General features: G+C 71.1%; 24 protein-coding genes. 17 read left to right on the top strand and 7 right to left on the bottom strand.

Annotation, left to right across the window (positions count from 1 at the left end; genetic code table 11):
• The first annotated feature begins 14 nt into the window (after positions 1 to 14).
• Genes DY262_RS05540 through otnI form a run of 10 tightly spaced genes read left to right on the top strand, consistent with a single transcriptional unit; the run spans position 15 to position 9,079 of the window.
• The gene (locus DY262_RS05540; RefSeq protein ID WP_181936422.1) at positions 15 to 473 is read left to right on the top strand and encodes a VOC family protein; all 459 of its coding nucleotides are present in this window, start codon (positions 15 to 17) and stop codon (positions 471 to 473) included.
• Positions 473 to 1,573, top strand: a complete 1,101-nt coding sequence (locus DY262_RS05535; RefSeq protein ID WP_116957942.1) for an ABC transporter ATP-binding protein — start codon at positions 473 to 475, stop codon at positions 1,571 to 1,573. The genes DY262_RS05540 and DY262_RS05535 overlap by 1 nt, the downstream gene beginning before the upstream one ends.
• A gap of 34 nt (positions 1,574 to 1,607) precedes the next feature.
• Complete coding sequence (locus DY262_RS05530) at positions 1,608 to 2,942, top strand: extracellular solute-binding protein (protein ID WP_116957941.1); 1,335 nt, start codon at positions 1,608 to 1,610, stop codon at positions 2,940 to 2,942.
• A 13-nt stretch (positions 2,943 to 2,955) separates the two neighbouring features.
• Positions 2,956 to 3,846 (top strand): carbohydrate ABC transporter permease, encoded by an 891-nt coding sequence (locus DY262_RS05525; RefSeq protein WP_116957940.1) that lies wholly within the window; start codon positions 2,956 to 2,958, stop codon positions 3,844 to 3,846.
• A complete protein-coding gene (locus DY262_RS05520) occupies positions 3,843 to 4,676 on the top strand; it encodes a carbohydrate ABC transporter permease (RefSeq protein ID WP_070397795.1) in 834 nt (277 codons plus the stop codon). The genes DY262_RS05525 and DY262_RS05520 overlap by 4 nt, the downstream gene beginning before the upstream one ends.
• A 24-nt stretch (positions 4,677 to 4,700) precedes the next feature.
• On the top strand, positions 4,701 to 5,294 hold the full coding sequence (locus DY262_RS05515) for a cupin domain-containing protein (protein WP_116957939.1): 594 nt from the start codon (positions 4,701 to 4,703) through the stop codon (positions 5,292 to 5,294).
• 18 nt (positions 5,295 to 5,312) lie between these two features.
• Positions 5,313 to 6,026, top strand: a complete 714-nt coding sequence (locus DY262_RS05510) for an alpha/beta fold hydrolase (protein ID WP_116957938.1) — start codon at positions 5,313 to 5,315, stop codon at positions 6,024 to 6,026.
• Between the two features lie 5 nt (positions 6,027 to 6,031).
• Positions 6,032 to 6,937, top strand: a complete 906-nt coding sequence (gene ltnD / locus DY262_RS05505; RefSeq protein ID WP_342768992.1) for an L-threonate dehydrogenase — start codon at positions 6,032 to 6,034, stop codon at positions 6,935 to 6,937.
• The gene (gene otnK, locus DY262_RS05500; protein ID WP_116957937.1) at positions 6,934 to 8,241 is read left to right on the top strand and encodes a 3-oxo-tetronate kinase; all 1,308 of its coding nucleotides are present in this window, start codon (positions 6,934 to 6,936) and stop codon (positions 8,239 to 8,241) included. Before ltnD ends, otnK begins: the two co-directional genes overlap by 4 nt.
• 16 nt (positions 8,242 to 8,257) lie before the next feature.
• Complete coding sequence (gene otnI, locus DY262_RS05495; protein WP_116957936.1) at positions 8,258 to 9,079, top strand: 2-oxo-tetronate isomerase; 822 nt, start codon at positions 8,258 to 8,260, stop codon at positions 9,077 to 9,079.
• Positions 9,080 to 9,096: 17 nt separating this feature from the next.
• On the opposite strand, the gene DY262_RS05490 is transcribed toward otnI, so the two are convergent.
• Positions 9,097 to 9,948 carry a fumarylacetoacetate hydrolase family protein gene (locus DY262_RS05490; protein ID WP_116957935.1) on the bottom strand — a complete coding sequence of 284 codons (852 nt, stop codon included), beginning with the start codon at positions 9,946 to 9,948 and terminating at the stop codon, positions 9,097 to 9,099.
• Positions 9,949 to 10,110: 162 nt separating this feature from the next.
• Between DY262_RS05490 and grpE the strand changes: the two genes are divergently transcribed.
• From grpE to DY262_RS05460, 6 genes are all read left to right on the top strand, one after another.
• On the top strand, positions 10,111 to 10,683 hold the full coding sequence (gene grpE / locus DY262_RS05485) for a nucleotide exchange factor GrpE (RefSeq protein ID WP_116957934.1): 573 nt from the start codon (positions 10,111 to 10,113) through the stop codon (positions 10,681 to 10,683).
• Between the two features lie 98 nt (positions 10,684 to 10,781).
• On the top strand, positions 10,782 to 12,719 hold the full coding sequence (gene dnaK, locus DY262_RS05480) for a molecular chaperone DnaK (RefSeq protein WP_116957933.1): 1,938 nt from the start codon (positions 10,782 to 10,784) through the stop codon (positions 12,717 to 12,719).
• An 80-nt stretch (positions 12,720 to 12,799) separates the two neighbouring features.
• Positions 12,800 to 13,936 carry a molecular chaperone DnaJ gene (gene dnaJ / locus DY262_RS05475; protein ID WP_116957932.1) on the top strand — a complete coding sequence of 379 codons (1,137 nt, stop codon included), beginning with the start codon at positions 12,800 to 12,802 and terminating at the stop codon, positions 13,934 to 13,936.
• A 182-nt stretch (positions 13,937 to 14,118) separates the two neighbouring features.
• Positions 14,119 to 15,117, top strand: a complete 999-nt coding sequence (locus DY262_RS05470) for a ZIP family metal transporter (RefSeq protein WP_116957931.1) — start codon at positions 14,119 to 14,121, stop codon at positions 15,115 to 15,117.
• A 35-nt stretch (positions 15,118 to 15,152) separates the two neighbouring features.
• Positions 15,153 to 16,517, top strand: coding sequence for an MBL fold metallo-hydrolase (locus tag DY262_RS05465; protein WP_116958022.1), 1,365 nt, complete (start codon positions 15,153 to 15,155; stop codon positions 16,515 to 16,517).
• 60 nt (positions 16,518 to 16,577) lie between these two features.
• Entirely contained in the window at positions 16,578 to 17,759 is a 1,182-nt protein-coding gene (locus DY262_RS05460; RefSeq protein WP_116958021.1) for a lytic murein transglycosylase, read from the top strand.
• 39 nt (positions 17,760 to 17,798) lie between these two features.
• Here DY262_RS05460 and DY262_RS05455 read toward each other — a convergent pair whose 3' ends face one another.
• On the bottom strand, positions 17,799 to 18,794 hold the full coding sequence (locus DY262_RS05455) for a helix-turn-helix transcriptional regulator (protein WP_116957930.1): 996 nt from the start codon (positions 18,792 to 18,794) through the stop codon (positions 17,799 to 17,801).
• Between the two features lie 119 nt (positions 18,795 to 18,913).
• Here DY262_RS05455 and DY262_RS05450 point away from each other — a divergent pair, with 119 nt between their 5' ends.
• The gene (locus DY262_RS05450; protein ID WP_116957929.1) at positions 18,914 to 19,516 is read left to right on the top strand and encodes a glutathione S-transferase family protein; all 603 of its coding nucleotides are present in this window, start codon (positions 18,914 to 18,916) and stop codon (positions 19,514 to 19,516) included.
• A 10-nt stretch (positions 19,517 to 19,526) separates the two neighbouring features.
• Here the strand turns inward: DY262_RS05450 and DY262_RS05445 are convergent, their stop codons facing one another.
• The 5 genes from DY262_RS05445 to DY262_RS05425 form a co-directional block, all read right to left on the bottom strand.
• Entirely contained in the window at positions 19,527 to 19,871 is a 345-nt protein-coding gene (locus DY262_RS05445; RefSeq protein WP_116957928.1) for a YbjQ family protein, read from the bottom strand.
• A gap of 649 nt (positions 19,872 to 20,520) precedes the next feature.
• On the bottom strand, positions 20,521 to 21,075 hold the full coding sequence (locus DY262_RS05440) for a histidine phosphatase family protein (RefSeq protein ID WP_116957927.1): 555 nt from the start codon (positions 21,073 to 21,075) through the stop codon (positions 20,521 to 20,523).
• Positions 21,072 to 21,893, bottom strand: a complete 822-nt coding sequence (locus DY262_RS05435; protein ID WP_116957926.1) for an adenosylcobinamide-GDP ribazoletransferase — start codon at positions 21,891 to 21,893, stop codon at positions 21,072 to 21,074. The genes DY262_RS05440 and DY262_RS05435 overlap by 4 nt, the downstream gene beginning before the upstream one ends.
• Positions 21,890 to 23,017, bottom strand: a complete 1,128-nt coding sequence (gene cobT, locus DY262_RS05430; protein ID WP_116958020.1) for a nicotinate-nucleotide--dimethylbenzimidazole phosphoribosyltransferase — start codon at positions 23,015 to 23,017, stop codon at positions 21,890 to 21,892. Before cobT ends, DY262_RS05435 begins: the two co-directional genes overlap by 4 nt.
• 8 nt (positions 23,018 to 23,025) lie before the next feature.
• A complete protein-coding gene (locus tag DY262_RS05425) occupies positions 23,026 to 24,489 on the bottom strand; it encodes a cobyric acid synthase (protein ID WP_116957925.1) in 1,464 nt (487 codons plus the stop codon).
• Position 24,490: the final 1 nt, after the last annotated feature.

The raw sequence follows: 24,490 nt of genomic DNA, 5'->3' as shown, positions 1-24,490 counted from the left end.
GTCATATGATGACCATGTCACCGGATCAATCAAGCGACATGCGGCTCGAACACATAGACCACTTCACCCTGCGCGTGGCCGCGGCCCGCCTGCCCGAGCTGCTGGACTTCTACACGCGCGTGCTGGGCCTGCGCGAGGGCGATCGCCCGGCCTTCGACTTCCCCGGCCACTGGCTGTACGCGCAGGGCCAGGCCCTGGTGCACCTGGCGGGCAACGAGCCGGTCGGCGAGCCCGCCGCGCCCGCCGCCCTGCCCACGGGCAAGTTCAACCACGTCTCGCTGCGCGCCACCGGCCTGAAGGCCACGCGCGAGCACCTGCAGGCGCAGGGCTTGGACTGGCGCGAGGCGCCCGTGCCCGGCGCCCCGCTGCACCAGATCTTCCTGATCGACCCCGTCGGTCTGACGATCGAACTGACCTTCGATGCCGCCGAGCTGCATGAGGCCGGCCCTTCCACCAAAGCCCTGGCGTACTGATGTCCTATTTGCAACTCCAGAAAGTCGCCAAGCGCTTCGGCGATGTCCAGGTGGTCCAGGCGATGGACCTGAGCGCCGAGGCTGGCGAGTTCATCGTGCTGGTGGGCGCCTCGGGCTGCGGCAAGTCGACCACGCTGCGCATGATCGCCGGCCTGGAATCGCCCAGTTCGGGCCACATCGTGATCGACGGCCGCGACGTGACGGCGGCCACGCCCGCCGACCGCGACATCGCCATGGTGTTCCAGAACTACGCCCTGTACCCGCACATGAACGTGGCGCAGAACATGAGCTTCGCGCTCGAGCTGGCGCGCACGCCCAAGGCGGTGATCGCCGAGCGCGTGCAGGCCGCGGCCCAGGTGCTCAACATCCAGCACCTGCTGGAGCGCAAGCCGCGCGAGCTCTCGGGCGGGCAGCGCCAGCGCGTGGCCATGGGCCGCGCCATCGTGCGCGAGCCCAAGGTCTTCCTGTTCGACGAGCCGCTGTCCAACCTGGACGCCAAGCTGCGCGGCCACATGCGCATCGAGATCGCGCTGCTGCACCGCCGGCTTGGCAAGACCACGGTGTACGTCACGCACGACCAGGTCGAGGCGATGACGCTGGCCGACCGCATCGTGGTGATGGACCAGGGCCGCATCCAGCAGATGGGCAGCCCGGACGAGGTCTTCAACCGTCCGCTCAACCGCTTCGTTGCCGGCTTCATCGGCAGCCCGACCATGAACTTCCTGGACGCCGAGGTCCACGACGGCGGCGGGCCCCTGCGCTTCGTGGGCCGCGACTTCGCCTGCGAGGTGCCCGCCGCCATGGCGCCGCACGCGCGGCGCTTCACCGGCCGCCCGGTGGTGCTGGGCGTTCGCCCGCAGGCCCTGCGCCTGGGCGCCAGCGAACACGGCCTGGGCCTGCGGCTGCAGGTCAAGGTCTGCGAGTACCTGGGTACGGAGAGCGTGCTCAGCGGCTCGCTGCCGGGCGAGGCCGGCGAACTCACCCTCAGCGCGCCGGGCAACCACACCGGCCTCATCAACCAGACCGTCGCGGTGCACGCGCCGCTCGACAGCCTCCATGCCTTCGAACCGGGCGAGCACGGCCGCTCGCTCGGCCTCTGATCCGATCCGCCCCACCCACAACAGGAGACACAGCATGAAACGCCGCCAACTGCTTCAAGGCGCCGCCGCGGGCGCCGCCCTGGGCCCCTGGGTGCACACCCTGGCCCAGGACCGCTACGCCAAGTACAAGGGCCAGACCATCGTCGTCAACTACCCGGCCCATCCGCACTACGACCAGGCCGAGAAGCTGTTCGCCGAGTTCACGGCCGAGACCGGTATCAAGGTCGAGCGCGACAAGATGCAGTACCTGCGCATGAAGGACAAGCAGGTGCTGGAGATGGGCAAGCGCGGCAACGGCGACTACGACGTGGTGGTCTACGTGGTGATGTGGAAGACCGAGTACGTCAAGAAGGACCTGCTGCAGCCCCTGGACGGCTACTTCGCCAACAGCGCCCTGGCCGATCCCGCCTGGGACCAGAAGGACATCATCGACCGCTACTGGGAGACGAACGCCCTGGTGGGTGGCCCCAAGATGTACCTGCCCGGCCCCGGCGCGCGGCCCTACGGCATTCCCTTCGGCGCCGAGACCGGTGTGCTGGCCTACCGCACCGACCTGTTCGCCAAGCACAAGCTCGCCGCGCCCAAGACCTACGACGAGCTGCTGGCCGCGTGCCGGCTGATGAAGGACAAGGAAGGCATCGGCGGCCTGACCTCGCGCGGGCAGACCGGCCACCAGGTCACGGCCGCCTGGCTGCTGCACCTCACCCCCAATGGTGGCGAGGTGTTCGACAGCCAGTGGCGCGCGGCCTTCAACAACGCCCAGGGCGTGCGCGCCGCCGAGATCCTGAAGGAAATCGTGGACACCGGCCCCGCCGGCATTCCCAGCTACGGCTTTGGCGAGATGCAGAACGCTTTCCTGCAGGGCCAGGCCGCGATGTACCTCGACTCCGTGTCCATCTTCGGCCCGGCGCAGGACCCGGCCAAGAGCCGCGTCGCGGGCAAGATCGCCTACGCGGTGCACCCCAAGGGCAGCAAGCATTCGGCGCAGAGCGGCGGCTTCGCCATGGCCATCCCGAAGAACGCGCGCAACAAGGACGCCGCCTTCCTCTTCATGCAGTGGATGACCAGCAAGCAAGCCGACCTGAAGATCGCGCTGGCGGGCGGCAACATCAACCGCTGGAGCACGCTGGACAACGCCGACGTCGCCAGGAAGTACCCCATCGAGTTGCCGGCGCTGCGCGAGTCGCTCAAGATCGCCAACCCCGACTGGCGCCCGCTGATCCCCGAGTGGGACCACATCAGCCAGCAGATCCTCGGCCAGGCGCTGCCCGACGTGATCACCGGCGGCAAGCCGGCCAAGCAGGCGCTGGACGCGGTGGTGAAGGCCGCCGAGGACGTCGTCCGCCAGGGCGGCTGGCTCAAGGCCTGAGGACCGCGCCCCGATGCCTTCCGCCCGCCTGGCGCGCCTGACGCCGTACGTCTATATCCTGCCGGCCGTGCTGGTCATGCTGGTCGGGCTGGTGTACCCCATCCTGAGCGCCGTGCGGCTCGGCTTCTACGACTGGCCCCTGGGCACCGACTTCGACAGCGCGCGCTTCGTCGGTTTCCAGGCCTTCGCCGAGATGCTGGCGTCCACGCAGGTGTGGACCTCCATGGGCATCACCGTCGCCTTCGTGCTGATCGCCGTGTCGGCCGAACTGGTGCTGGGAATCGCGCTCGCGCTGTTCCTGGAAAAGCCCGTGCGCGGCATGCGCTTCTTCCGCACGGTCTTCGTGCTGCCCATGATGGTCGCGCCGATCTGCGTGGGCCTGATCTGGCGCTACCTGTTCGACGCCAACTTCGGCCCGATCAACCACCTGAGCGCCTGGCTGGGGCTGTCGCCCCAGGCCTGGCTGGCCGACCCGGTCCTGGCCTTCAGCGCCATGGTGATCACCGACATCTGGCAGTGGACGCCCTTCGTGCTCATCATGGTGCTGGCCGGCCTGCAGGGCCTGGACGAAAGCGTCATCGAAGCCGCCCGCATCGACGGCGCCAGCGCCTGGCAGCAGATCGTGCGGGTCAAGCTGCCCATTCTCAAGCCCATCCTGATCGTGACGCTGCTGGCGCGCATGATCGACGGCTTCCGCGGCCTGGAGGTGATCTACGTCATGACCTTCGGCGGCCCGGGCCTGAGCACCGAACTGTTCTCGCTGCACATCTTCAAGGCGGCCTTCATCAGCCAGAAGCTGGGCTACTCCTCGGCACTGTCCATCCTGCTGCTGGTCATCGTCTCGGCGCTGTCGCTCGCGATCCTGCTGATCTCCAACCCCCTCAAAGCCAAGGCCCGCCGATGAGCCATCCCACCTCGGTGCCGCGCGGCTCGCCGCTGCACTACCTGATGCTCGCGCTGCTGGCCACGGCCTGCCTGCTGCCGCTGGTCATCATGACCATGACTTCGCTCAAGACCGAGGCGCAGATCTTCGACACCCAGTGGTCCTGGCTGTTCGCGCCCACGCTGGACAACTACCGCGCGGTGGTGGAGGAAAACCACATCGAGCGCTACATGCTCAACAGCCTGAAGGTCTCGCTGGCGGCCACGCTCATCACCCTGATGCTGGGCACCATGTGCGCCTACGCCATGGCGCGCTTTCGCTTCCTCGGCCGCGAGCCGCTGAGCTACTCGACCCTGATCCTGCGCACGCTGCCACCCGCGGTGTTGGCCGTGCCGGTGTTCGTCATCTGGTCGGCCTGGGGCATCGGCGACACGCTGTCGGGCGTGGTGCTGGTGTACGTGGCGCTGAACCTGCCCTTCACCATCTGGCTGCTCTACGGCTTCATCGACCAGCTGCCGATCGAGCTGGAGGAAGCCGCCGCCATCGACGGCTGCGGCCCCTTCCGGGTGTTCTACAAGATCGTGCTGCCGCTGCTCAAGCCCGGCCTGGCCGCGGCCGCCATCTTCACCTTCCGGCTGGCCTGGAACGAGTTCATCCTGGGCTTCATCCTGACGAACCGCATCACGCGCACCCTTCCCGCCTCCATCTCCAACTACATCACCGACACCGGCGTGGAGTGGGGAAAGATCATGGCCGCCGGCGTGCTGATCGCGCTGCCGCCGCTGATCTTCACCTTCGTCGCCGCCAAACAGATCATCACCGGCCTGACCGCGGGCGCGGTCAAGGGCTGAGCCCGCCACCTTCGAGGACCCACCATGGACAAACAAGCACTGATCGACTCCTGGAACGACTACGTCGCGCCGTCGCAGCCCTGCTCGCCCGACGACATGGCCCGGCGCGTGGCGCGCTGGGGCGCCATCCCCGCCAGCCCGCGCGCCTTCGTTGATACCTACGTCAAGGGCCATGAGCGCACGCTCTACAGCGTGATCGGCTCCGGCGTCACCGACGACCCGAACTTCAAGCCCAGCATCGCCGCGGCCGAGAACTTCCACGTCGACTACATCGTCGCGCCCAAAGGCTGCGGCGCGGCCCTGCACTGGCACGACAGCGAAGAGGTCTTCGTGGTGCAGGCCGGGCGCTGGGAGTTCGACTGGATCGACGGCGCCACCGGCCAGACCCACACCGTCACCCTGGGGCCGCGCGACACGATCAGCGTGCCACCCTTCGTGCACCGCGCCTTCCGCAGCCTGGACGGCGAGGACCCGGCCAGCGGCGGCATGCTGGTGTCCATCCTGGGCGGCAAGACGCCGGGCCGCGTGAAATGGGACGCCGCGCTGGCCGAAAAAGCCAAGGCCGTGGGTGCCGGCTTCGACGCCAACGGCATGGCCGCCCAGGCCAGCCACGGCTGAACACGAATCGCCCCGCCCATGGAACCGAAGAACCACGGACCGCTGGTGCTGGTGCACGGCGCCTGGCATGGCGGCTGGTGCTGGCGCGAGGTGGCCGACAAGCTCGAACGCCAGGGCCGGCGCTGCTACGCGCCCACGCTGAGCGGCCTGGCGCACCGCCGCGCCGGGCTGAGCCGGGAGACCAGCGCCGACACCCATGTGGACGACGTCGCCTCGCTGATCGAGGCGCTCGACCTGCGCGGCGTAACCCTGGTGTTGCACTCCTACGCCGGCCTGCTCGGCCCGGCCCTGCTGCACCGCCTGCGCGAGCGCCTGGTGGAGATCGCCTGGCTGGAAGCGGTGATCCCCTCGCCTGGCCAGCGCATGCTGGAGCTCACCACGCCCGAGGCCGCTGCGCGCTACGTGGCGCAAGCCGCCTCGCGCGGCGAAGGCTGGTGGATGCCCCCGCCCGACGTGGCGCAGTTCCAGCTGCCCTCGGACGAGATGGCGCAGGCCGTGGCCCGCCAGCTCACGCCGCAGCCGCTGCGCAGCTTCGCCGAACCCGTCACCGCGCCGCAGGCCGAGGTGCGCGGCTTCCCGGGCCGCTACCTGCTGGCCAGCGACCGCTCGCCGCAGCCCTACCTGCGCTACGCCGCCATCGCGCGCGAGGCCGGCTGGCCGGTCGCCGAGGCGCCCGGCGGCCACCTGATGATGCTGACGAACAGCGACGCCGTCGTCGATTTCCTGAGTTGAGAGTTGTGGAAGAAACCAATATGAGCCGAGTGGGAGTGGTGGGCCTGGGCGCCATGGGCCTGGGCATGGCGACATCGCTGCGCCGGGCGGGCTTCGCGCCGCGGGTGTTCGATCTGCGCACCGACGTGGCGCAGGCCTTCGCTCGCGATGGCGGCCAGGCCTGCGCCAGCCTGGCCGAGCTGGGCGCGGGCAGCGAGGTGGTGGTCAGCGTGGTGGTCAACGCCGCGCAGACCGAGAGCGTGCTGTTCGGCGAAGGCGGCCTGGCCGCGGCCATGGCGCCCGGCAGCGTCTTCGTCATGTGCTCCACGGTGGACCCGGGCGTGTCCATCGGTTTCGAGGAGCGGCTGGCGCGCCTTGGCATCCTCTACATCGACGCGCCGATCTCCGGCGGCGCGGCCAAGGCCGCCAGCGGCGAGATGACCATGATGACCGCCGCCCGGCCCGAGGCCTACGCCAAGGCCGAGGCCGTGCTCGAGGCCATGGCCGGCAAGGTCTACCGCCTGGGCGATCGGGCCGGCGCGGGCAGCAAGGTCAAGGTCATCAACCAGCTGCTGGCCGGGGTGCACATCGCCGCGGCGGCCGAGGCCATGGCACTGGGCCTGCGCGAAGGCGTGGACCCGGCCGCGCTGTACGAAGTCATCACCCACAGCGCGGGCAACAGCTGGATGTTCGAGAACCGCATGGCCCACGTGCTCGCGGGCGACTACACCCCGCTGTCGGCGGTCGACATCTTCGTCAAGGACCTGGGCCTGGTGCTGGACATGGCCCGCGCCAGCAAGTTTCCGCTGCCGCTGTCGTCCACCGCGCACCAGATGTTCATGCAGGCCTCCACCGCGGGCTTCGCCAAAGAAGACGACAGCGCCGTGATCAAGATCTTCCCCGGCATCGAGCTGCCGAGGCCCCTGCCATGAGCCTCCTGCTGGGCGCCATCGCCGACGACTTCACGGGCGCCACCGACCTGGCGAACAACCTGGTGCGCGCCGGCATGCGGGTGGTGCAGACCATCGGCGTGCCGCGCGAGCCCGTCGAGGCGGGCATCGACGCGGTGGTGGTCGCGCTCAAGTCGCGCACCGTCCCGGCGGCCGAGGCCGTCGAGCAATCGCTGGCCGCCTGGCGCTGGCTGCGCGAGCAGGGCGCGCGCCAGATCTACTTCAAGTACTGCTCGACCTTCGACAGCACGCCCGCCGGCAACATCGGCCCGGTGACCGAGGCGCTCATGGACGCCATGGGCATCGACTTCACCATCGCCACGCCGGCCTTCCCGGACAACGGCCGCACCGTCTTCAAGGGCCACCTGTTCGTGGGCGACGTGCCGCTCAACGAAAGCGGTATGAAGGACCACCCGCTCACGCCCATGACCGACGCCAACCTGGTGCGCGTGCTGCAGGCCCAGTGCCGCCGCCGCGTGGGGCTGATCGACTACCGCGTGGTGGCCGCGGGCGCCGCGGCCGTGCGCGAACGCATCCAGGCGCTGCGGCAGCAGGGCGTGGGCATCGCCGTGGTCGACGCGCTGTCCAATGACGACCTGCTGCGCCTGGGCCCGGCCCTGGCCGACCTGCCGCTGCTCACGGCCGGCTCCGGCGTGGCCATCGCGCTGCCGGCCAACGCCGGCCTGGTGCCCTCGGCGCGGGCCAGCGCGCTGCCACCGGTGGCGGGCGCGCAGGCCATCGTCTCGGGCAGTTGCTCGCAGGCCACCAACCAGCAGGTGGCGCACTTCATCGCCAGCGGCCGACCGGCGTTCCAGCTCGACCCGCTGCGCATTGCCGCCGGCGAGGACGTGGTCGGCGAGGCCCTGGCCTGGGCGGCGCCGCACCTGGGCAGCGGGCCCGTGCTGCTGTACTCCACCGCGCCGCCGCAGGCGGTCAGCGCCGCGCAGACGCAATTGGGCGGCGCGCAGGCGGGCGAACTGGTGGAGCGCTGCATCGCCGCCATCGCCAGCGGCCTGGTGCGGGCCGGCGTGCGCCGGCTCATCGTGGCCGGCGGCGAGACCTCGGGCGCCTGTGTGCAGGCGCTGGGCATCGCCCGGCTGCAGATCGGCCCGCAGATCGACCCCGGCGTGCCCTGGTGCCACGCCACGGCCGCCGCCGCCGCTGGCGCGCCGCTCTGGCTGGCGCTCAAATCGGGCAATTTCGGCGGCGAAGACTTCTTCACCCGGGCCTTCTCGCTGACCACCCCGCCCCCAGACGGCGCGCACCGCCCCGCGGCCGCGCACTGACCACCGGACCCCTGCCATGCCCCGTTTTGCCGCCAACCTGTCGATGCTCTATCCCGAGCTCGACTTCCTGGACCGTTTCGAGGCCGCCGCGCGCGACGGCTTCGAGGCCGTCGAATTCCTCTTTCCCTACGCCTACCCGGCGCACGAGCTCGCCGCCCGCCTCCAGGCCAACGGCCTGCGCCAGGTGCTGTTCAACCTGCCGCCCGGCCAATGGGACGACGGCGAGCGCGGCCTGACCGCCCTGCCCGGCCGCGAGGCAGAGTTCCGCGAGGCGGTTCAGCTGGCCCTGCGCTACGCCGACGCCCTGGACTGCCCCCGCCTGCACGCCATGGCCGGCCTGGTGGCCCCGGGCCTGCGGCGCGAGGACATGCAGGCCACCTACCTGGACAACCTGCGTTGGGCCGCCGAACAGGCCGCCCGCGCCGGGCGCGACATCCTCATCGAGCCGATCAACCCGCGCGACATTCCCGGCTTCTTCCTCAACCGGCAGGACCACGCGCACCAGGTCCTCGACGCGGTCGGCGCGCCCAACCTGAAGGTGCAGATGGACCTGTACCACTGCCAGATCGTCGAGGGCGACGTCGCCACCAAGCTGCGGCGGTACCTGCCCACGGGGCGCGTCGGTCACCTGCAGATCGCCGGCGTGCCGCAGCGCCACGAGCCCGACCTGGGCGAGCTGAACCACCCCTACCTGTTCGGCGTGATCGACGAGCTCATGGCCACCGGCCAGTGGGACGGCTGGATCGGCTGCGAGTACCGCCCCAGCCGCGGCGCGGTGCCCGGGGGCACCTCGGCCGGGCTGGGCTGGCTGCGGGCCGCCCAGGCCGCAACCGCCTGACGCCGCTCCCCGCGGCCTCAGCCCGCCGGGCTGTCCACCACCAGCTGGCGCTGCTCGCCCAGGCCGCGCCCGCCCAGGGTCATCACGTCGCCCGCTTTCAGGTACAGCGGCGGCTGGTGGCCCATGCCCACGCCAGGCGGCGTGCCGGTGGCAATCACGTCGCCCGGCTGCAGGGCCATGAAGCGGCTGAGGTAGCTCACCAGCGTGGCGACGCCGAACACCATGGTGCGCGTGCTGCCGTTCTGGCGGCGCTGGCCGTTCACCTCCAGCCACAGCGCGACGTCTTGCGGATCGCCCAGCTCGTCGGGCGTCACCAGCCAGGGGCCCAGGGGGCAGTGCGTGGGGTAGCTCTTGCCTTTGACCCACTGGCCTTCATATTCGATCTGGTGGGCGCGCTCGGACACGTCGTTGAGCAGGCAGTAGCCGGCCACGTGCGACAGGGCCTGGTCCTCGCCCACGTGGAAGGCGCGCTGGCCGATCACCACGCCCAGCTCCACCTCCCAGTCGAGCTTTTGCGAGCCCGGCGGCAGCCAGACCTCGTCGTTCGGTCCGTTGATGGCGCTGACGTGCTTGTTGAACACGATGGGTTGGCCCGGCACCTTCAGGCCGGCCTCGGCGGCGTGGTCGGCGTAGTTCAGGCCGATGCCGATGACGTTGCCCACCTCGCCCACGCAGGGGCCCAGGCGGGTGCCGCTGGGCACGGGCGGCAGCGTCAGGGGGTCGAGCGCGGCCAGGCGCGCCATAGAATCCGGGCCCAGCGTGGCCGGCGCGATGTCGGCCAGCACCCCCGAGAGGTCACGCGGCGTGCCGCTGGCGTCGATCAGACCGGGTTGTTCGGCGCCGGGCAGGCCGTGGCGAATCAGTTTCATGCTGGGCTTCGGTGGTGGTGAAAACCGCCGATTCTGCCGCCTGGGGCCATCCGGTCCCGGCCGGCCCTTGAAATCCGCCGCGGCGGCCCCAGCTGCCCGACTTGTCGGGCAAGCCGACTTCCGCCTCCGCCTCCGTTTCACCTTATCCACAGACTCGCCACGATGAGCCAGACGCCCCCCAACGCCCCGCCGCCCCAGGACAACACCGCGCCCCCGGCGCCCGTGAGCCCCGAAGAGGCCGAAGCCGCCCGGGCGGCCGGCGAGGCCGAGGCCCAGGCCTCCCTGCAGGCCGAACTGGCCACCCTGAAAGCCCAGAACACCGACCTGGCCGACCAGTTCCTGCGGGCCAAGGCCGAGGCCGAAAACGCCCGCCGCCGCGCCGAGGAGGAAATGTCCAAGGCCCGCAAGTTCGCGGTGGAAAGCTTCGCCGAGAGCCTGCTGGCCGTGGCCGACAGCCTGGAGGCCGGCCTGGCCGTGCAGGAGGCCACGCGCGAACAGCTGCGCGAGGGCACCGAGGCCACGCTCAAGCAGCTGCTGAGCGCGCTGGAGCGCCACAAGGTCGTGCAGATCGCACCGCCCGCCGGCACCAAATTCGACCCCCACCAGCACCAGGCCATCAGCATGGTGCCGGCCGAGCAGGAACCCAACACCGTGGTGACCGTGCTCCAGAAGGGCTACCTCATCGCCGAGCGCGTGTTGCGCCCGGCCCTGGTCACGGTGTCCGCCCCCAAGTAAGGGCCGCCAAGGGACTTGCGCACACGCCCTCCCCTTGAATTCCCCAGGCTTATCCACACTTCTTCAACAGTTTTAACCACATCCTCGGAGTCACTCACATGGGACGCATCATCGGCATCGACCTCGGCACCACGAACTCGTGCGTGTCCGTCATGGAAGGCAACAACACCAAGGTGATCGAGAACAGCGAGGGTGCGCGCACCACGCCGTCGATCGTGGCCTACCAGGAAGACGGCGAGGTGCTGGTCGGCGCCTCGGCCAAGCGCCAGGCCGTCACCAACCCCAAGAACACGCTGTACGCGATCAAGCGATTGATCGGCCGCAAGTTCAGTGAGAAGGAAGTCCAGAAGGACATCGACCTCATGCCCTACTCCATCGTGGCCGCCGACAACGGCGACGCCTGGGTGGAGGTGCGCGGCAAGAAAATCTCGGCCCAGCAGGTCTCGGCCGACATCCTGCGCAAGATGAAGAAAACCGCCGAGGACTACCTGGGCGAGCCCGTGACCGAGGCCGTCATCACCGTGCCCGCGTACTTCAACGACGCGCAGCGCCAGGCCACCAAGGACGCCGGCCGCATCGCCGGCCTCGACGTCAAGCGCATCATCAACGAGCCCACCGCCGCGGCCCTGGCCTTCGGCCTGGACAAGCAGGACAAGGGCGACCGCAAGATCGCCGTGTACGACCTCGGCGGCGGCACCTTCGACGTGTCCATCATCGAGATCGCCGATGTCGACGGCGAGAAGCAGTTCGAGGTGCTGTCCACCAACGGCGACACCTTCCTGGGCGGCGAAGACTTCGACCAGCGCATCATCGACTACATCATTTCCGAGTTCAAAAAGGACCAGGGCGTCGACCTGAGCAAGGACGTGCTGGCCCTGCAGCGCCTGAAGGAAGCGGCCGAGAAGGCCAAGATCGAGCTGTCGTCCTCGGCCGCCACCGACATCAACCTGCCCTACATCACGGCCGATGCCTCGGGTCCCAAGCACCTGAACATCAAGCTCACGCGCGCCAAGCTCGAGGCCCTGGTGGAAGAGCTGATCGAGCGCACCATCGCGCCCTGCCGCACCGCCATCAAGGACGCCGGCGTGAGCGTGGGCGACATCCACGACGTGATCCTGGTCGGCGGCATGACCCGCATGCCCAAGGTGCAGGAGAAGGTCAAGGAGTTCTTCGGCAAGGAGCCGCGCAAGGACGTCAACCCCGACGAGGCCGTGGCCGTCGGCGCCGCCATCCAGGGCCAGGTGCTCTCGGGCGACCGCAAGGACGTGCTGCTGCTGGACGTGACCCCGCTGTCGCTCGGCATCGAGACCATGGGCGGCGTCATGACCAAGATGATCGCCAAGAACACCACCATCCCGACCAAGTTCTCGCAGGTGTTCTCCACCGCCGACGACAACCAGCCGGCCGTGACCATCAAGGTGTTCCAGGGCGAGCGCGAGATCGCCGCGGGCAACAAGCTGCTGGGCGAGTTCAACCTGGAAGGCATTCCCGCCGCGCCGCGCGGCCTGCCGCAGATCGAGGTGACCTTCGACATCGACGCCAACGGCATCCTGCACGTGGGCGCCAAGGACAAGGGCACCGGCAAGGAAAACAAGATCACCATCAAGGCGAACTCGGGTCTGTCCGAGGCCGAGATCCAGCAGATGGTGAAGGACGCCGAACTCAACGCGGCCGAGGACAAGAAGAAGGTCGAGCTCGTGCAGGCGCGCAACCAGGCCGAGGCCATGGTGCACAGCGTGAAGAAGAGCCTGGGCGAGCACGGCGACAAGCTGGAGGCGGGCGAGAAATCGGCCATCGAGGACGCGATCAAGTCCCTGGAAGAAGCCGCCAAGGGCGAGGACAAGGACGCGATCGAGGCCAAGACCACCGAGCTCATGACCGCCAGCCAGAAGCTGGGCGAGAAGGTCTACGCCGCGCAGCAGGCCGATCAGGCCGGTGCCGAGGCGGGGGCCGCCGACGCCCAGCCGCAGCAAGCGTCCAAGGCGGCCGACGACGACGTCGTCGACGCCGAGGTGAAGGAAGTCAAGAAGGGCTGATCGCGCCGCGACGTCCGCCACACCGCCGCGTCCGGGCAACCTGACGCGGCGTTCGTGTTCAAACACCAGCCTGAGAAACCATGGCCAAACGCGACTTTTACGAAGTGCTCGGCGTGCCGAAGAACGCCTCCGACGAGGAGATCAAGAAGGCGTACCGCAAGCTCGCGATGAAGTACCACCCCGACCGCAACCAGGGCGATGCGGCCAAGGGTGCCGAAGAGAAATTCAAGGAGGCCAAGGAGGCCTACGAGATGCTCTCCGACGCGCAGAAGAAGGCCGCCTACGACCAGTACGGCCACGCCGGCGTGGACCCGAACATGCGCGGCGGCCCGGGCGGCGCCGAAGGCTTCGGCGGCTTCGGCGACGCCTTCGGCGACATCTTTGGCGACATCTTCGGCGGCGCGCGCCGCGGCGCGGGCGGCGGGCGGCAGGTGTACCGCGGCGCGGACCTGTCCTACGCCATGGAGATCACGCTGGAGGAAGCCGCCAGCGGCAAGGAAACGCAGATCCGCATCCCCAGCTGGGACGACTGCGACACCTGCCACGGCAGCGGCGCCAAGCCCGGCACCAGCGCCAAGACCTGCGGCACCTGCCACGGTCAGGGCGTGGTCCAGATGCGCCAGGGCTTCTTCAGCGTGCAGCAGACCTGCCCCACCTGCCAGGGCCGCGGCAAGGTCATCCCCGAGCCCTGCACCACCTGCCACGGCCAGGGCAAGATCAAGCGCCAGAAGACGCTGGAGATCAAGATCCCGGCCGGCATCGACGACGGCCAGCGCATCCGCTCCACCGGCAACGGCGAGCCCGGCCAGAACGGCGGCCCGGCGGGCGACCTCTACATCGAGATCCGCCTGCGCAAGCACGACATCTTCGAGCGCGACGGCGACGACCTGCACTGCCAGGTGCCGGTGAGCATGACCACCGCCGCCCTGGGCGGCGAGATCGACGTGCCCACGCTGCAGGGCAAGGCCACCATCGACCTGCCCGAGGGCACGCAGAGCGGCAAGACCTTCCGCCTGCGCGGCAAGGGCATCAAGGGCGTGCGCTCCAGCTACCCGGGCGACCTGTACTGCCACGTCGCGGTGGAAACGCCGGTGAAGCTCACCGAGCACCAGCGCAAGCTGCTCAAGGAGCTGGACGAGTCGTTCAAAAAAGGCGGCCACAAGCACAGCCCGAACGACAAGGGCTGGTTCGAGAAGGCGAAGGACTTCTTCAGCTGAGCCTGCCCCTCCCCCCAAAAAAGCGACGCCACGGCGTCGCTTTTTTTTTGGGCCTTCGCGGTCCCTCGGTGCCGGGCGCGTCCGCCGCCACCGGTGTGCCTATCGCCACCATCAGCGGTATCGATTGGCCTTTTTTAATAGCTTTCCCCAAACTACGGAGCAACATCGATAGCAGCCAAACCATGTCCACCCTCCTTCGCCAGATCCCACCCGCCTGGGCCCAGCTTCAGCGGCTGGAGTGGCCCGTCCCCGCCCACGCCCTGCGCAAGGCCTTGCTGGCGCTGGCCGCGGGCGTGCTGGCCATGGCGGGCATCGCCGCCGGTTCCACCTTCTGGGCACCCACCCGCGCCTGGTGGCTGGCCGTGGAAGGGGGCAGCGCCCTCGTCGCGGGCGTGCAGGCCTCGCTGCTGGCGGCCATCGCCACCGCCGTGGGCGCCTTGCCGGTGTTCCTGGTGCAGCGCGTGAGCAAGCGGCAGGAGTCGGCCTTCATGGCGTTCGCGGCCGGGGTGATGCTGGCGGCCGCCGTGTTCGCGCTGCTGCTCCCCTCGCTGGAGGCCAGCCGCGACCTGGTGGGCGACGGCGGCGCCAGCGCCCTGCTCTCGGGCGCCGGACTGGCGCTGGGCATGGGGCTGATGTTGGCCATCGACCGCGCCCTGCCGCACGAACACGCCGTGTTGCCGCCGGCCGCGCCCACCCACGCCAGCGCATGGCCGCCGCGCGGGCCGTCCGCGCAGCGCGCCTGGCTGATGGTGCTGGCGCTGATGATCCACAACCTGCCCGAAGGTCTGGCCGTGGGCGCGGCCTACGCCGGCCCGTCGGGCGAGGACGCGGTGCACGACGGCGCCGCTGTCGCCCTGGCCATCGGGCTGCAGAACATGCCCGAGGGCCTGATCGTGGCCATGGCCCTGCGCACCCTGGGCCTGGGCGCCGGCCGGGCCTGGGGCGTGGCCGCCCTCACCGGCCTGGCCGAGCCCCTGGGCGCCCTGCTGGGCGTGCTGGTGCTGGGCAGCGCCCCGGTGTTCTACCCGCTGGGCCTGGCCCTGGCCGCCGGCGCCATGGTCTTCGTGGTGAGCCACGAGATCATTCCGCAGACGCACCGCGATGGCTTCGAAGGCGCGGCCAGCGCCACGCTGCTGGCGGGCTTCGTCTTCATGATCTGGCTGGACAGCGCCCTGGCCTGATCGGGCCGCACCCGCGCACGGCTAAGATGGCCCGCATGGGCGTCAGCATCCGTTTCCTCGGCGGCACCGGTACCGTCACCGGCTCCAAGTACCTCATCGAACACGGTGGCCAGCGGCTGCTGGTGGACTGCGGCCTGTTCCAGGGCTACAAGCAGCTGCGCCTGCGCAACCGCGAGCCACTGCCCGTGGCGCCCGACCAGATCGGCGCGGTGCTGTTCACGCACGCGCACATCGACCACAGCGGCTACTTCCCCTTGCTGGCGCGCGAGGGCTTCACCGGCCGCGCCTGGTGCACCCCTGCCACGCGCGACCTGCTGCACGTGATGCTGCCCGACAGCGGCCACCTGCAGGAGGAAGAGGCCGAGTACGCCAACCGCAAGGGCTTCGGCAAGCACCAGCCCGCCCTGCCCCTCTACACCGTGGAAGACGCGCGCCGTTGCCTCAAGCGCCTGCACACGGCGCGCCTGCACGAGCGCTTCGAGCCCCTGCCCGGCTGGAGCGCGAGCTTCAGCGGCGCCGGCCACATCCTCGGCGCGGCCAGCGTGCTGCTGGAAGTGGGGGGCCGGCGCCTGCTGTTCTCGGGCGACCTGGGCCGCCCGGACGACGCGCTCATGCTGCCGCCCGAGCCACCGCCCGCGGCCGACGTGGTGCTGTGCGAGTCCACCTACGGCAACCGCCTGCACCCCAAGGAAGACCTGCTCGCCGAACTGGGCGCCGCCCTGTCTCGCGCCGCCGCGCGCGGCGGCACGGTGGTGGTGCCGGTGTTCGCGGTGGGCCGCGCGCAGGCCGTGCTGCTGGCCATCGCGCGGCTCAAGGCGCGGGGCGAGCTGCCGCGCGCCCTGCCCGTGTACCTGGACAGCCCCATGGCCGTGGCGACCACCGAGCTGTACGAACGCCACCTGGGGCAACACCGCCTCGACGCCGCCCAGTGCCGCGAAATGGAGCGCACCGCGCAGATGGTCACCAGCGTGGACGAGTCCAAGGCCATCGCGCAGCGGCATGGGCCCAAGGTCATCCTGTCGGCCAGTGGCATGGCCACGGGCGGGCGCGTGCTGCACCACCTCACCCACCACCTCGGCGACCACCGGGCCATGGTCGTGCTGGCCGGCTACCAGGCGCCGGGCACGCGCGGCGCGCAACTGGCCGCCGGCCAGGCCAGCCTGCGCATCTTCGGCCAGCAGTGGCCCGTTCGCGCCGAGGTGGTGCAACTCACCGCCGGCTCGGCGCACGCCGACGCCGAGCAGCTCATGGCCTGGCTGCGCGGCCTGCCCAAGGCGCCGCGGCGCACCTTCGTGACCCACGGCGACATGGACGCCGCCGACGCGCTGCGCCTGCGCATCGAAAACGAACTGGGCTGGCCCGCGCTGGTGCCGGAGCACGGCAGCACCTGGCTCGCCTGAACCGGCCCGCCCCGCGGCGGTCCGGCCTGAACTTTTCCGCCCCCCGGCGACCCCATGGCCATGCAACGACTCAGCTCCCTCTGCCTCGCGGCCACGCTCGCCGCTCCCGCCCTCGCCCAGGACGCCAGCTTCCACCAGTGCCTGGACGGCCTGCGCCCCACGGCCCGCGCCAACGGCGTGAACGAAACGACCTTCCGCGCCCACACCGACAGCCTGCAGCCGCTGATGTCGGTCATCGGCAACCTGGACGCGCAGCCCGAGTTCAAGACCCCGATCTGGGACTACCTCACGGTGCTGGTCGACCCCCAGCGCGTGGAGGAAGGCGCGCAGCGCCTGCAGCAGAACGCCGAGCTGCTGCAGCGCGTGCAGCAGCGCTTTGGCGTGGACCCGGCCACGGTGGTCGCGGTGTGGGGCGTGGAGAGCAACTACGGCCAGGGCTTCGGCAAGACGCCCATCGTGCAGTCGCTGGCCACGCTGTCGTGCTATGGCCGGCGCCAGGCCTACTTCCGCACCGAGTTCTATTCCGCGCTGCGCCTGCTGCAGGCCGGGCACTTCCCCGCCGAGCGGCTGCAGGGCTCCTGGGCCGGCGCCTTCGGCCACACGCAGTTCATGCCCAGCACCTACGAGCGCCTGGCGGTGGACTTCGACGGCGACGGCCGCGCCGACCTCATCGACAGCGTGCCCGACGCGCTGGCCTCCACCGCCAACTTCCTGCAGCGTGCCGGCTGGCGCCAGGAACTGCCCTGGGGTTTCGAGGTGAAGCTGCCCGAGGGCTTTTCCGTGCTCGGCGAAGGCCGGCGCACCAAACGCCCCGGCAGCGAATGGACCGCGCGCGGCGTCCAGCGCGTCGACGGCACGCCGGTGCCGGCAGACATGAGCCTGGGCCTGCTGGCGCCGGCCGGTGCGCAGGGTCCGGCCTTCCTCGTCACGCGCAACTTCGACGCCATCTACAGCTACAACGCGGCCGAAAGCTACGGCCTGGCCATCGCCCACCTGGCCGACCGCCTGCGCGGCGGCGGCCCCTTCGCGACGCCCTGGCCCACCGACGACCTGGGCCTCACGCGCGCCGAACGCCGCGAGCTGCAGACCCTGTTGCTGGCGCGCGGCCACGACATCGGCGAAGTTGACGGTCTGCTCGGCGAGAAGACCCGCAGCGCCGTGCGCGCCGAGCAAACGCGCCTGGGCTGGGAGGCCAATGGCCGCGCCGGGCAGAAACTGCTGAGAGCGCTGCGCGGGGGCTGAGACACCGAGCCCGCCGCCCCGCGCCGGGGCACGCCGCCGTCAGGCGCCAGCGGCCGGCCCGCCTTCGCCACCGCCCGAGCGCGCCAGCGCCCGCGCCACGCGCGCATTCGCCTTTTGCAGCAAGGCGGTGAGCGTGGGCGGCTCCAGCACCTCGAACTCCACATCCAGCGCCAGCAGCCAGTAGGCCAGCGACTCCAGGTGGTGGGCGCCGCTGTGCATCACGCAGCGCCCGCCGTCCCAGGCTTCGAGTCGCGCCACCGTGGGCGGGATCCGCCGGGCCATCGCCTCCAGCGGCTGGTGCAGCACCACGCGCGCCTGCTCGTTGTAGGCCGAGACGCCGATCGAGCGCGACACATAGGCGCGCAGGTCCCCGCCCTCGGGGCCGGCGCGCGGCGCGAAATGCCCGCCCAGGGTGGGCGCGCCGTCGATGCGGTCCAGTCGGAATGTGCGCCAGTCGACGCGCGCCATGTCCCAGGCCACCAGGTACCAGCGGCTGCCGGTGTGCACCAGGCCCTGCGGCTCCACCGAACGAGCCGTGCCCTGTCCTCGGCTGTCGCGGTAGGCGAAGGCCAGGCGCAACTGGTCGCGGCAGGCCAGGGCCAGGCTGGCCAGCACGCCCGCATCCACCGTCGGCCGCAGGCTCTCCAGCGGCAGGATGGCCGAGCGCAAGGCATCGATGCGCCGGCGCAGGCGCGCGGGCATCACCTGTTCCAGTTTCACCAGGGCGCGCAGCGAGCCCTCCTCCACCCCGCTCACGGTGCCGGCGGCGGCGGTCTGCAGGGCGATGGCCACGGCCTGCGCCTCCTCGTCGTCGAGCAGCAGCGGTGGCAGGGCCTGCCCGGCCCGAAAGGCGTAGCCGCCGGCCACGCCGCTGCTGGCGTGGATGGGGTAGCCCAGCTCGCGCAGGCGATCGATGTCGCGGCGCAGCGTGCGCGGGTGCACGCCCAGGCGCTCGGCCAGCTCGGCGCCCGCCCAGTGGCGGCGCGCCTGCAGCAGCGACAGCACCCGCAGCAGCCGTGAGGAGGAACTGAGCATGGGCCGCACTCTATCCCTTATCAAGGGCGGAATCTGTCCGCAATGGCTGCGACAGTGCGTGGCACGGATCGGCGCGGTGCCGGACCGGTTTCACCCCTCAATTCATTCAGGAGCCCGCCATGTCCCTCGTCCTCTACTGGCACCCCATGTCCAGCGCCACCCCCATCGCCTGCGCCCTCGCCGAACTGGGCCTGCCGCACGAGCGTGTGAAGGTCGACATCACCACCGGCGAGCAGCGCCGCCCCGCGTTCCTGGCGCTCAACCCCAATGGCAAGGTGCCCACCCTGACGGTGGACGGCGCGCCCATGTTCGAGGCCCTGGCCATGGAGCTGTGGCTGGGCGAGCGCTATGGCGTCGAGCGCGGCCTGTGGCCGGCGCCCGGCACGCCCGCGCAGCTGCAGGCCTTCTCCTGGTGCACCTGGGCCTACGTCACCTACGGCGCGCAGCTGGTGCGCCTGCAGGCCGCGCGCGACATGGGCACACCCGACGATGCGCACGGCCGCGCGGGCCGCGAAGGCATGGACCAGCTGCTGGCCCTGCTCGACGCGCACCTGGCCAAGCGGCCCTGGATGCTGGGCGAGGCCTACTCGCTGGTGGACCTGTCGGTGGGCTCGGTGATCGGCTACAGCGCCTACATCGGCGCGCCGGTGGACCAGCACCCGAACGTGCGGGACTGGCTGGCGCGGGTGCAGGCCCGCCCGGCGATGCAGATCGAGGCCTGAGCCAGGGGGCTCAGAGCTTCACCGCCGTCCCGCTCACGGCGACCATCATCATGCCGTTGGCCTCGCCCAGTACCTCGTAGTCGAAGTCGATGCCGATGACGCCGTTGGCGCCGAGTTCGCGGGCCGATTCGACGAGGTCTTCCACCGCTGCGTCGCGCGCGCCGGACAGCGCGCGCTCGTAGCCACCGGCGCGCCCGCCGACGACGTCGCGGATGGAGGAGAACATGTCGCGGAAGATGTTGGCGCCGATGATGGCCTCGCCATGCACCACGCCCAGCATCTGGTCGCGTTCCACGCCGGGCGGTGTGGTGGTGCTGAGGAAGAAACCGGTGGGTGCCTTGGAAAACCAGCCCATGCGTACGCTCCGTTTGTTTTGAATGGCCTACCCGGGTCGGGTGAAGGGGCAGCTTAGCGCAGCGTGGGGCCCGTTCGCTCTTCGCTCTTTGCTCTTCGCTCTTCGCTCCACGACCTCGCGCGGACGGCTGGCGTGGTCCGCGTTCTCCGGCCCACGCTCGCGGGCGTCGGCCCGGGTAAGCCAGCGTTGTTTCGTGAACACCGGGTCGGCGCTCAGCCTCTGTGGCAACCGCGAATGGGGCCTGCGCCCGCGGACCCCACCATCCGTCCCACCCGCACCCCAGCACACCGCAAGGAAAGCCCGGTTTCCCTACTTCCCGGTTTTCCGTCTTCCTGCCCGCGGGCTTCCTTCTTCTTTTGGCTTGCCTGCACGCCACTGGGGACGGCGGTGTGGGTGCCCGGGCGCAGGCCCCATTCGCGGCTGCCACAGAGGCTGAGCGCCAGCCCGGTGTTCGTGAAACAACGTGGGCCTACCCGGGCCGACGCCCGCGAGCGTGGGCCGGAGAACGGGCACCCACACCGGCGGCCCTCGCGAAGCAGCGGCTCAAAGCAGAGACGCGAAGCAGCGGCGAAAAGCAGAGACGCGAAGCAGCGGCCAAAAGCAGAGACACACAGCAGCGCCCTGCGAAACGCGCCGCCCCCAACGCTCCTCAGAACACCAGCTCCACGCAGCCCCCCGGCTCGATCACCCGCTCGGGCCATTCGTGCGCGCCCGCGATGGTGCGCGGACCGTGCTCGCGCAGGTACAGCGCCGCACGGACCACCCCCGCGTGCGTGACCCAGGCCGCCTCGCGGATACCGGCCGCATGCAAGGCCAGCACGACCTCGGCCACGCGGTCGATCACCTGCTGCGTGCTTTCCTCGCCGCCGAAGCGGTGGTGCGAGAAGTCGGCCATCCAGTCGTCGAAGGCCGCGCGCGGGATGGCCTCCCAGGCCCGCATCTCCCAGCGGCCGAAGTCCATCTCGTTCAGGCGCGGCTCCACGCGCGCGGCGCCCAGGTCGGGCCGCAGGTGCTGCAGCGCGGCCGCCAGCTGCTGCGCGCGGACCAGGCCCGACACCCACAGCGGCACATGCCGCGGCAGCCGGGCGGCCACGGCCTCGGCGGCCTGCCGCGTGGCGTCGGCGCGCGCGGGCGCGTCGGTGATGCCGTAGCACAGGCCCGGCGGCAAGGCCACGGCGGCATGGCGGATCAACCAGAGCTTCATGCGGTGGGTCCTTCGACAGACCAGGCGACGGCCAGGCCCAGGTAGAACAGCAGCTCGGCCACCTGCTGCGTGGCGCCCAGGCCGTCGCCGGTGAAGCCCCGCAGGCGGCGCCACAGCAGGCGCGCCATCCAGGCGGTGCCCAGCGCCGCGCCCAGCACGCCGGCCCACCAGCCCATGCCGGGAAAGCGCGCCACCACCACCAGCAGCGCCAGCGCCATCCACGACAGGCCGGCCAGGAGCGCGGCCAGCGTCAGGCCATCGGCCAGCGGCTTGCTCTTGGAGCCCGCCACGTCGCCCACGTGCGGCTGCGTGTAGATGACCGCCAGCGGCGCCGCGCGCGACACCACCTGCGCCAGGAACAGCGCCGCCACCGCGCGCGCCGGTTCCCCCTGCGCCAGCAGCGCGAGCAAGGCCACCTTGCCCAACAGCGCCAGCACCAGCGCGACGGCGCCGAAGCTGCCGATGCGCGAGTCCTTCATGATGTCCAGCGCCCGCGCGCGGTCCGCGCTGCCGCCCAGGCCGTCGGCCAGGTCCGCCAGCCCGTCCTCGTGGAAGGCGCCGGTCATGAGCACGCCAGCCACGGTGGCGCCCAGCGCCGCCACCCAGGGCGCGGCGGGCAGCGCGGGCAAGGCCCACAGCAAGGCGGCGAACACCGCCGCCACCCACAGGCCCACCAGCCAGCCCACCCCAGGAAAATGCGCCGCGCTGGCGCGCAGCATGGCCGGGCTGTAGCCCACCCAGGCGGCCAGGCGGCCGGTGACGGGCACGCGCGTGAAGAACTGCAGGGCCAGCAGGTAGTGCCTGAGGAAGCGGCTCATCGAGCGGGCTTGCGCGAGGCGTCGGCCGCCGTGAGCTCGGGCTCGGCCCGCGCGGTGGGCGCCGCGTCGATGGCCGACTGCGACACGCCCGCGCTGGCGAAGCTGGCCATCTGGTTGAGCAGCGCGCAGGCGCTTTGCAGCAGCGGCCACGCCAGGGCCGCGCCCGAGCCTTCGCCCAGGCGAAGGCCGAGGTCGAGCAAGGGGTCGGCCCGCAGGTGGGCCAGCATGAGCGCGTGCCCGCGCTCGCCCGAGCGGTGCGCGAACACGCAGCGCTGCAGCAGGTGCGGGCGCAGCTTGCTGGCCACCAGCACCGCGCTGCTGGCGATGAAGCCGTCGACCAGGATGACGCGCCGCTCGGCGGCGGCCTGCAGCGCCGCGCCCGCGAGCGTGGCGATCTCGAAGCCGCCGAAGGCCGCCAGCGCGGCCAGGGGTTCGCGCGCCTGCGCGTGGCGCTGCAGCACGGCGCGCAGCACGCCGATCTTGCGCAGCACGGCATCGGCGTCCAGGCCGGTGCCGGCACCGGTGACGTCGCTCACCTCGAAGCCGCCCAGGCGCGCCAGCAGCAGCGAAGCGGCCGAGGTGTTGCCGATGCCCATTTCGCCGAGCAGCAGCGCGTTGCCGGGCAGGCCGCGCACCACGTCGGCGCCGTGGGCCAGGGCCTGCTCGCACTGCTCGGCGCTCATGGCCGGGCCTTCCAGTGCGTCCTGCGTGCCCGGGCCCAGGCGGCGCGACAGCAGGCCGGGCTGCTCGGGCACGGCCTCTCGCACGCCGCAGTCCACCACGGTGAGGGCGATGCCGTGCTGGCGCGCCAGCACGCTCACCGCCGCGCCGCCGGCGACGAAATTGCGCACCATCTGGTGCGTGACCTCGCTCGGGTAGGCCGACACACCACGCGCGGCCAGGCCGTGGTCGGCCGCGCACACCAGCATCTGCGGCTCGCGCAGCTCGGGCGTGGCCGTGCCCAGCACGGCGCCGACGCGCTGCGCCAACCATTCGATGCGCCCGAGCGAACCCAGGGGCTTGGTCTTGCCGTCGATGGCGGCCTGCAGCGCGGCGGCCAGCGCGGCGTCGTGCAGGTCGGCGATCTCCGGCACGCGGAAAGGAGAAGGGGTGGTGTGGGGCATGGTGTTGCTCATGAAGCGATGAGCGCGTCCAGCGCGCCCGGGGCCACGTGGGCCTGCAGGGTGTCGGCCAGGCGCTCGAACACTGTCTCCAGCGTGGGCACGCGGGCACCGAACAGGGCCTGAAGCACGCGATCGTCCTCGAACAGGCCGTGCAGGTACAGGCCCAGCACGTTGCCGTCGCGGTTTTGCCAGGCCAGGCCGGGCATGGCCTCGTGCGCCGTCTGTCCGGCCGCCTGCAGGGCCGGGTGCGGCGCGGTCTGGCCGTGGTGGATTTCGTAGCCGCGCACCGGCACGCCCGACAGCGCAGACCAGGGCCCGTGCACGGTACCGAAACGCGCCTCGGTGCGGCGCACGGTCTTGTCGCGCTCGAAGGTGGTGACCAGCGGCAGCAGGCCCAGGCCGGGCGCGTTGCCGTCGATGCCTTCGGTGTCGATGAGCGCCTCGCCCAGCACCTGCAGGCCGCCGCACACGCCGAGCACGCGGCCGCCGCGCGCGGCGTGCTCGGCCACCCAGCGGTCCAGGCCCTGCGCGCGCAGCCAGGCCAGGTCGGCGGCCGTGGCCTTGCTGCCGGGCAGCACGATCACGTCGGCCCCGGCGCCCTCGGCCGGCGAGCGCACCCAACGCAGGCGCACGCCAGGCAGGTTCTTCAGCGGCTGGAACTCGTCGAGGTTGCTGATGCGCGGCCAGGCGACCACGGCGATGCTGGTGTGCACCGCGCCGGCCGCGTGCGAGCGGTCGTCGAAGACGCCGTCCTCCTCGGGCAGGCCGTGGTGCCACTGCATGGGAATCACGCCAACGGTGGGCACGCCGGTGAGCGTCTGCAGCCGCCGCGGCGCGGGATCGAGCAGGGATTCGTCGCCGCGGAACTTGTTGAGCACGAAGCCGCGCAGGCGCGCGCGGTCGGCGCGCGGCAGCAGCGCCCAGGTGCCGTAGAGGTGCGCGAAGGCGCCGCCGCGGTCGATGTCGGTGACCAGCCAGCAGCGCGCCTCGGCCTCGCGCGCGATGCGCAGGTTCACGATGTCATGGCGCATGAGGTTGATCTCGGCCGGCGAGCCCGCGCCCTCGATCACCACCACGTCGTTCTCGGCGCGCAGCGCGCGCAGCGACTCGGCCACCGCCGGCCAGGCCTTGGCGCCGCGCTGCGGCCAGGGCAGGCGCGTGATGGCCTCGTCGACGCGGCCCAGGAGCACGAACTGGCTGTGGGTGTCGGCCTCGGGCTTGAGCAGCACCGGGTTCATGCGCACGTCGGGCTCGGCACGCGCGGCCAGGGCCTGGAAGTACTGCGCGCTGCCGATCTCGCCCCAGGCGCCGCCGGGCCCGGCCACCACGCGCGCGTTGTTGCTCATGTTCTGCGACTTGAACGGCGCCACCTTGAGGCCCTGGCGCGCGTAGTGGCGGCACAGGGCGGTGGCGATCCAGCTCTTGCCCGCCCCGCTGCTGGTGCCCAGCACCATCACGCAAACCGCGGCCATG

This window comes from Hydrogenophaga borbori, assembly GCF_003417535.1.
Taxonomy (GTDB): domain Bacteria; phylum Pseudomonadota; class Gammaproteobacteria; order Burkholderiales; family Burkholderiaceae_C; genus Hydrogenophaga; species Hydrogenophaga borbori.
This window is presented reverse-complemented; position numbering and strand designations above follow the sequence as displayed.

Excerpts from the sequence above, each read along its gene's own strand:
- DY262_RS05540 (WP_181936422.1), top strand. The coding sequence starts at position 15 with ATGTCACCGGATCAATCAAGCGACATGCGGCTCGAACACATAGACCAC.
- DY262_RS05535 (WP_116957942.1), top strand. The coding sequence starts at position 473 with ATGTCCTATTTGCAACTCCAGAAAGTCGCCAAGCGCTTCGGCGATGTC.
- DY262_RS05530 (WP_116957941.1), top strand. The coding sequence starts at position 1,608 with ATGAAACGCCGCCAACTGCTTCAAGGCGCCGCCGCGGGCGCCGCCCTG.
- DY262_RS05525 (WP_116957940.1), top strand. The coding sequence starts at position 2,956 with ATGCCTTCCGCCCGCCTGGCGCGCCTGACGCCGTACGTCTATATCCTG.
- DY262_RS05520 (WP_070397795.1), top strand. The coding sequence starts at position 3,843 with ATGAGCCATCCCACCTCGGTGCCGCGCGGCTCGCCGCTGCACTACCTG.
- DY262_RS05515 (WP_116957939.1), top strand. The coding sequence starts at position 4,701 with ATGGACAAACAAGCACTGATCGACTCCTGGAACGACTACGTCGCGCCG.
- DY262_RS05510 (WP_116957938.1), top strand. The coding sequence starts at position 5,313 with ATGGAACCGAAGAACCACGGACCGCTGGTGCTGGTGCACGGCGCCTGG.
- otnK (WP_116957937.1), top strand. The coding sequence starts at position 6,934 with ATGAGCCTCCTGCTGGGCGCCATCGCCGACGACTTCACGGGCGCCACC.
- otnI (WP_116957936.1), top strand. The coding sequence starts at position 8,258 with ATGCCCCGTTTTGCCGCCAACCTGTCGATGCTCTATCCCGAGCTCGAC.
- DY262_RS05490 (WP_116957935.1), bottom strand. The coding sequence starts at position 9,948 with ATGAAACTGATTCGCCACGGCCTGCCCGGCGCCGAACAACCCGGTCTG.
- grpE (WP_116957934.1), top strand. The coding sequence starts at position 10,111 with ATGAGCCAGACGCCCCCCAACGCCCCGCCGCCCCAGGACAACACCGCG.
- dnaK (WP_116957933.1), top strand. The coding sequence starts at position 10,782 with ATGGGACGCATCATCGGCATCGACCTCGGCACCACGAACTCGTGCGTG.
- dnaJ (WP_116957932.1), top strand. The coding sequence starts at position 12,800 with ATGGCCAAACGCGACTTTTACGAAGTGCTCGGCGTGCCGAAGAACGCC.
- DY262_RS05470 (WP_116957931.1), top strand. The coding sequence starts at position 14,119 with ATGTCCACCCTCCTTCGCCAGATCCCACCCGCCTGGGCCCAGCTTCAG.
- DY262_RS05465 (WP_116958022.1), top strand. The coding sequence starts at position 15,153 with ATGGGCGTCAGCATCCGTTTCCTCGGCGGCACCGGTACCGTCACCGGC.
- DY262_RS05460 (WP_116958021.1), top strand. The coding sequence starts at position 16,578 with ATGCAACGACTCAGCTCCCTCTGCCTCGCGGCCACGCTCGCCGCTCCC.
- DY262_RS05455 (WP_116957930.1), bottom strand. The coding sequence starts at position 18,794 with ATGCTCAGTTCCTCCTCACGGCTGCTGCGGGTGCTGTCGCTGCTGCAG.
- DY262_RS05450 (WP_116957929.1), top strand. The coding sequence starts at position 18,914 with ATGTCCCTCGTCCTCTACTGGCACCCCATGTCCAGCGCCACCCCCATC.
- DY262_RS05445 (WP_116957928.1), bottom strand. The coding sequence starts at position 19,871 with ATGGGCTGGTTTTCCAAGGCACCCACCGGTTTCTTCCTCAGCACCACC.
- DY262_RS05440 (WP_116957927.1), bottom strand. The coding sequence starts at position 21,075 with ATGAAGCTCTGGTTGATCCGCCATGCCGCCGTGGCCTTGCCGCCGGGC.
- DY262_RS05435 (WP_116957926.1), bottom strand. The coding sequence starts at position 21,893 with ATGAGCCGCTTCCTCAGGCACTACCTGCTGGCCCTGCAGTTCTTCACG.
- cobT (WP_116958020.1), bottom strand. The coding sequence starts at position 23,017 with ATGCCCCACACCACCCCTTCTCCTTTCCGCGTGCCGGAGATCGCCGAC.
- DY262_RS05425 (WP_116957925.1), bottom strand. The coding sequence starts at position 24,489 with ATGGCCGCGGTTTGCGTGATGGTGCTGGGCACCAGCAGCGGGGCGGGC.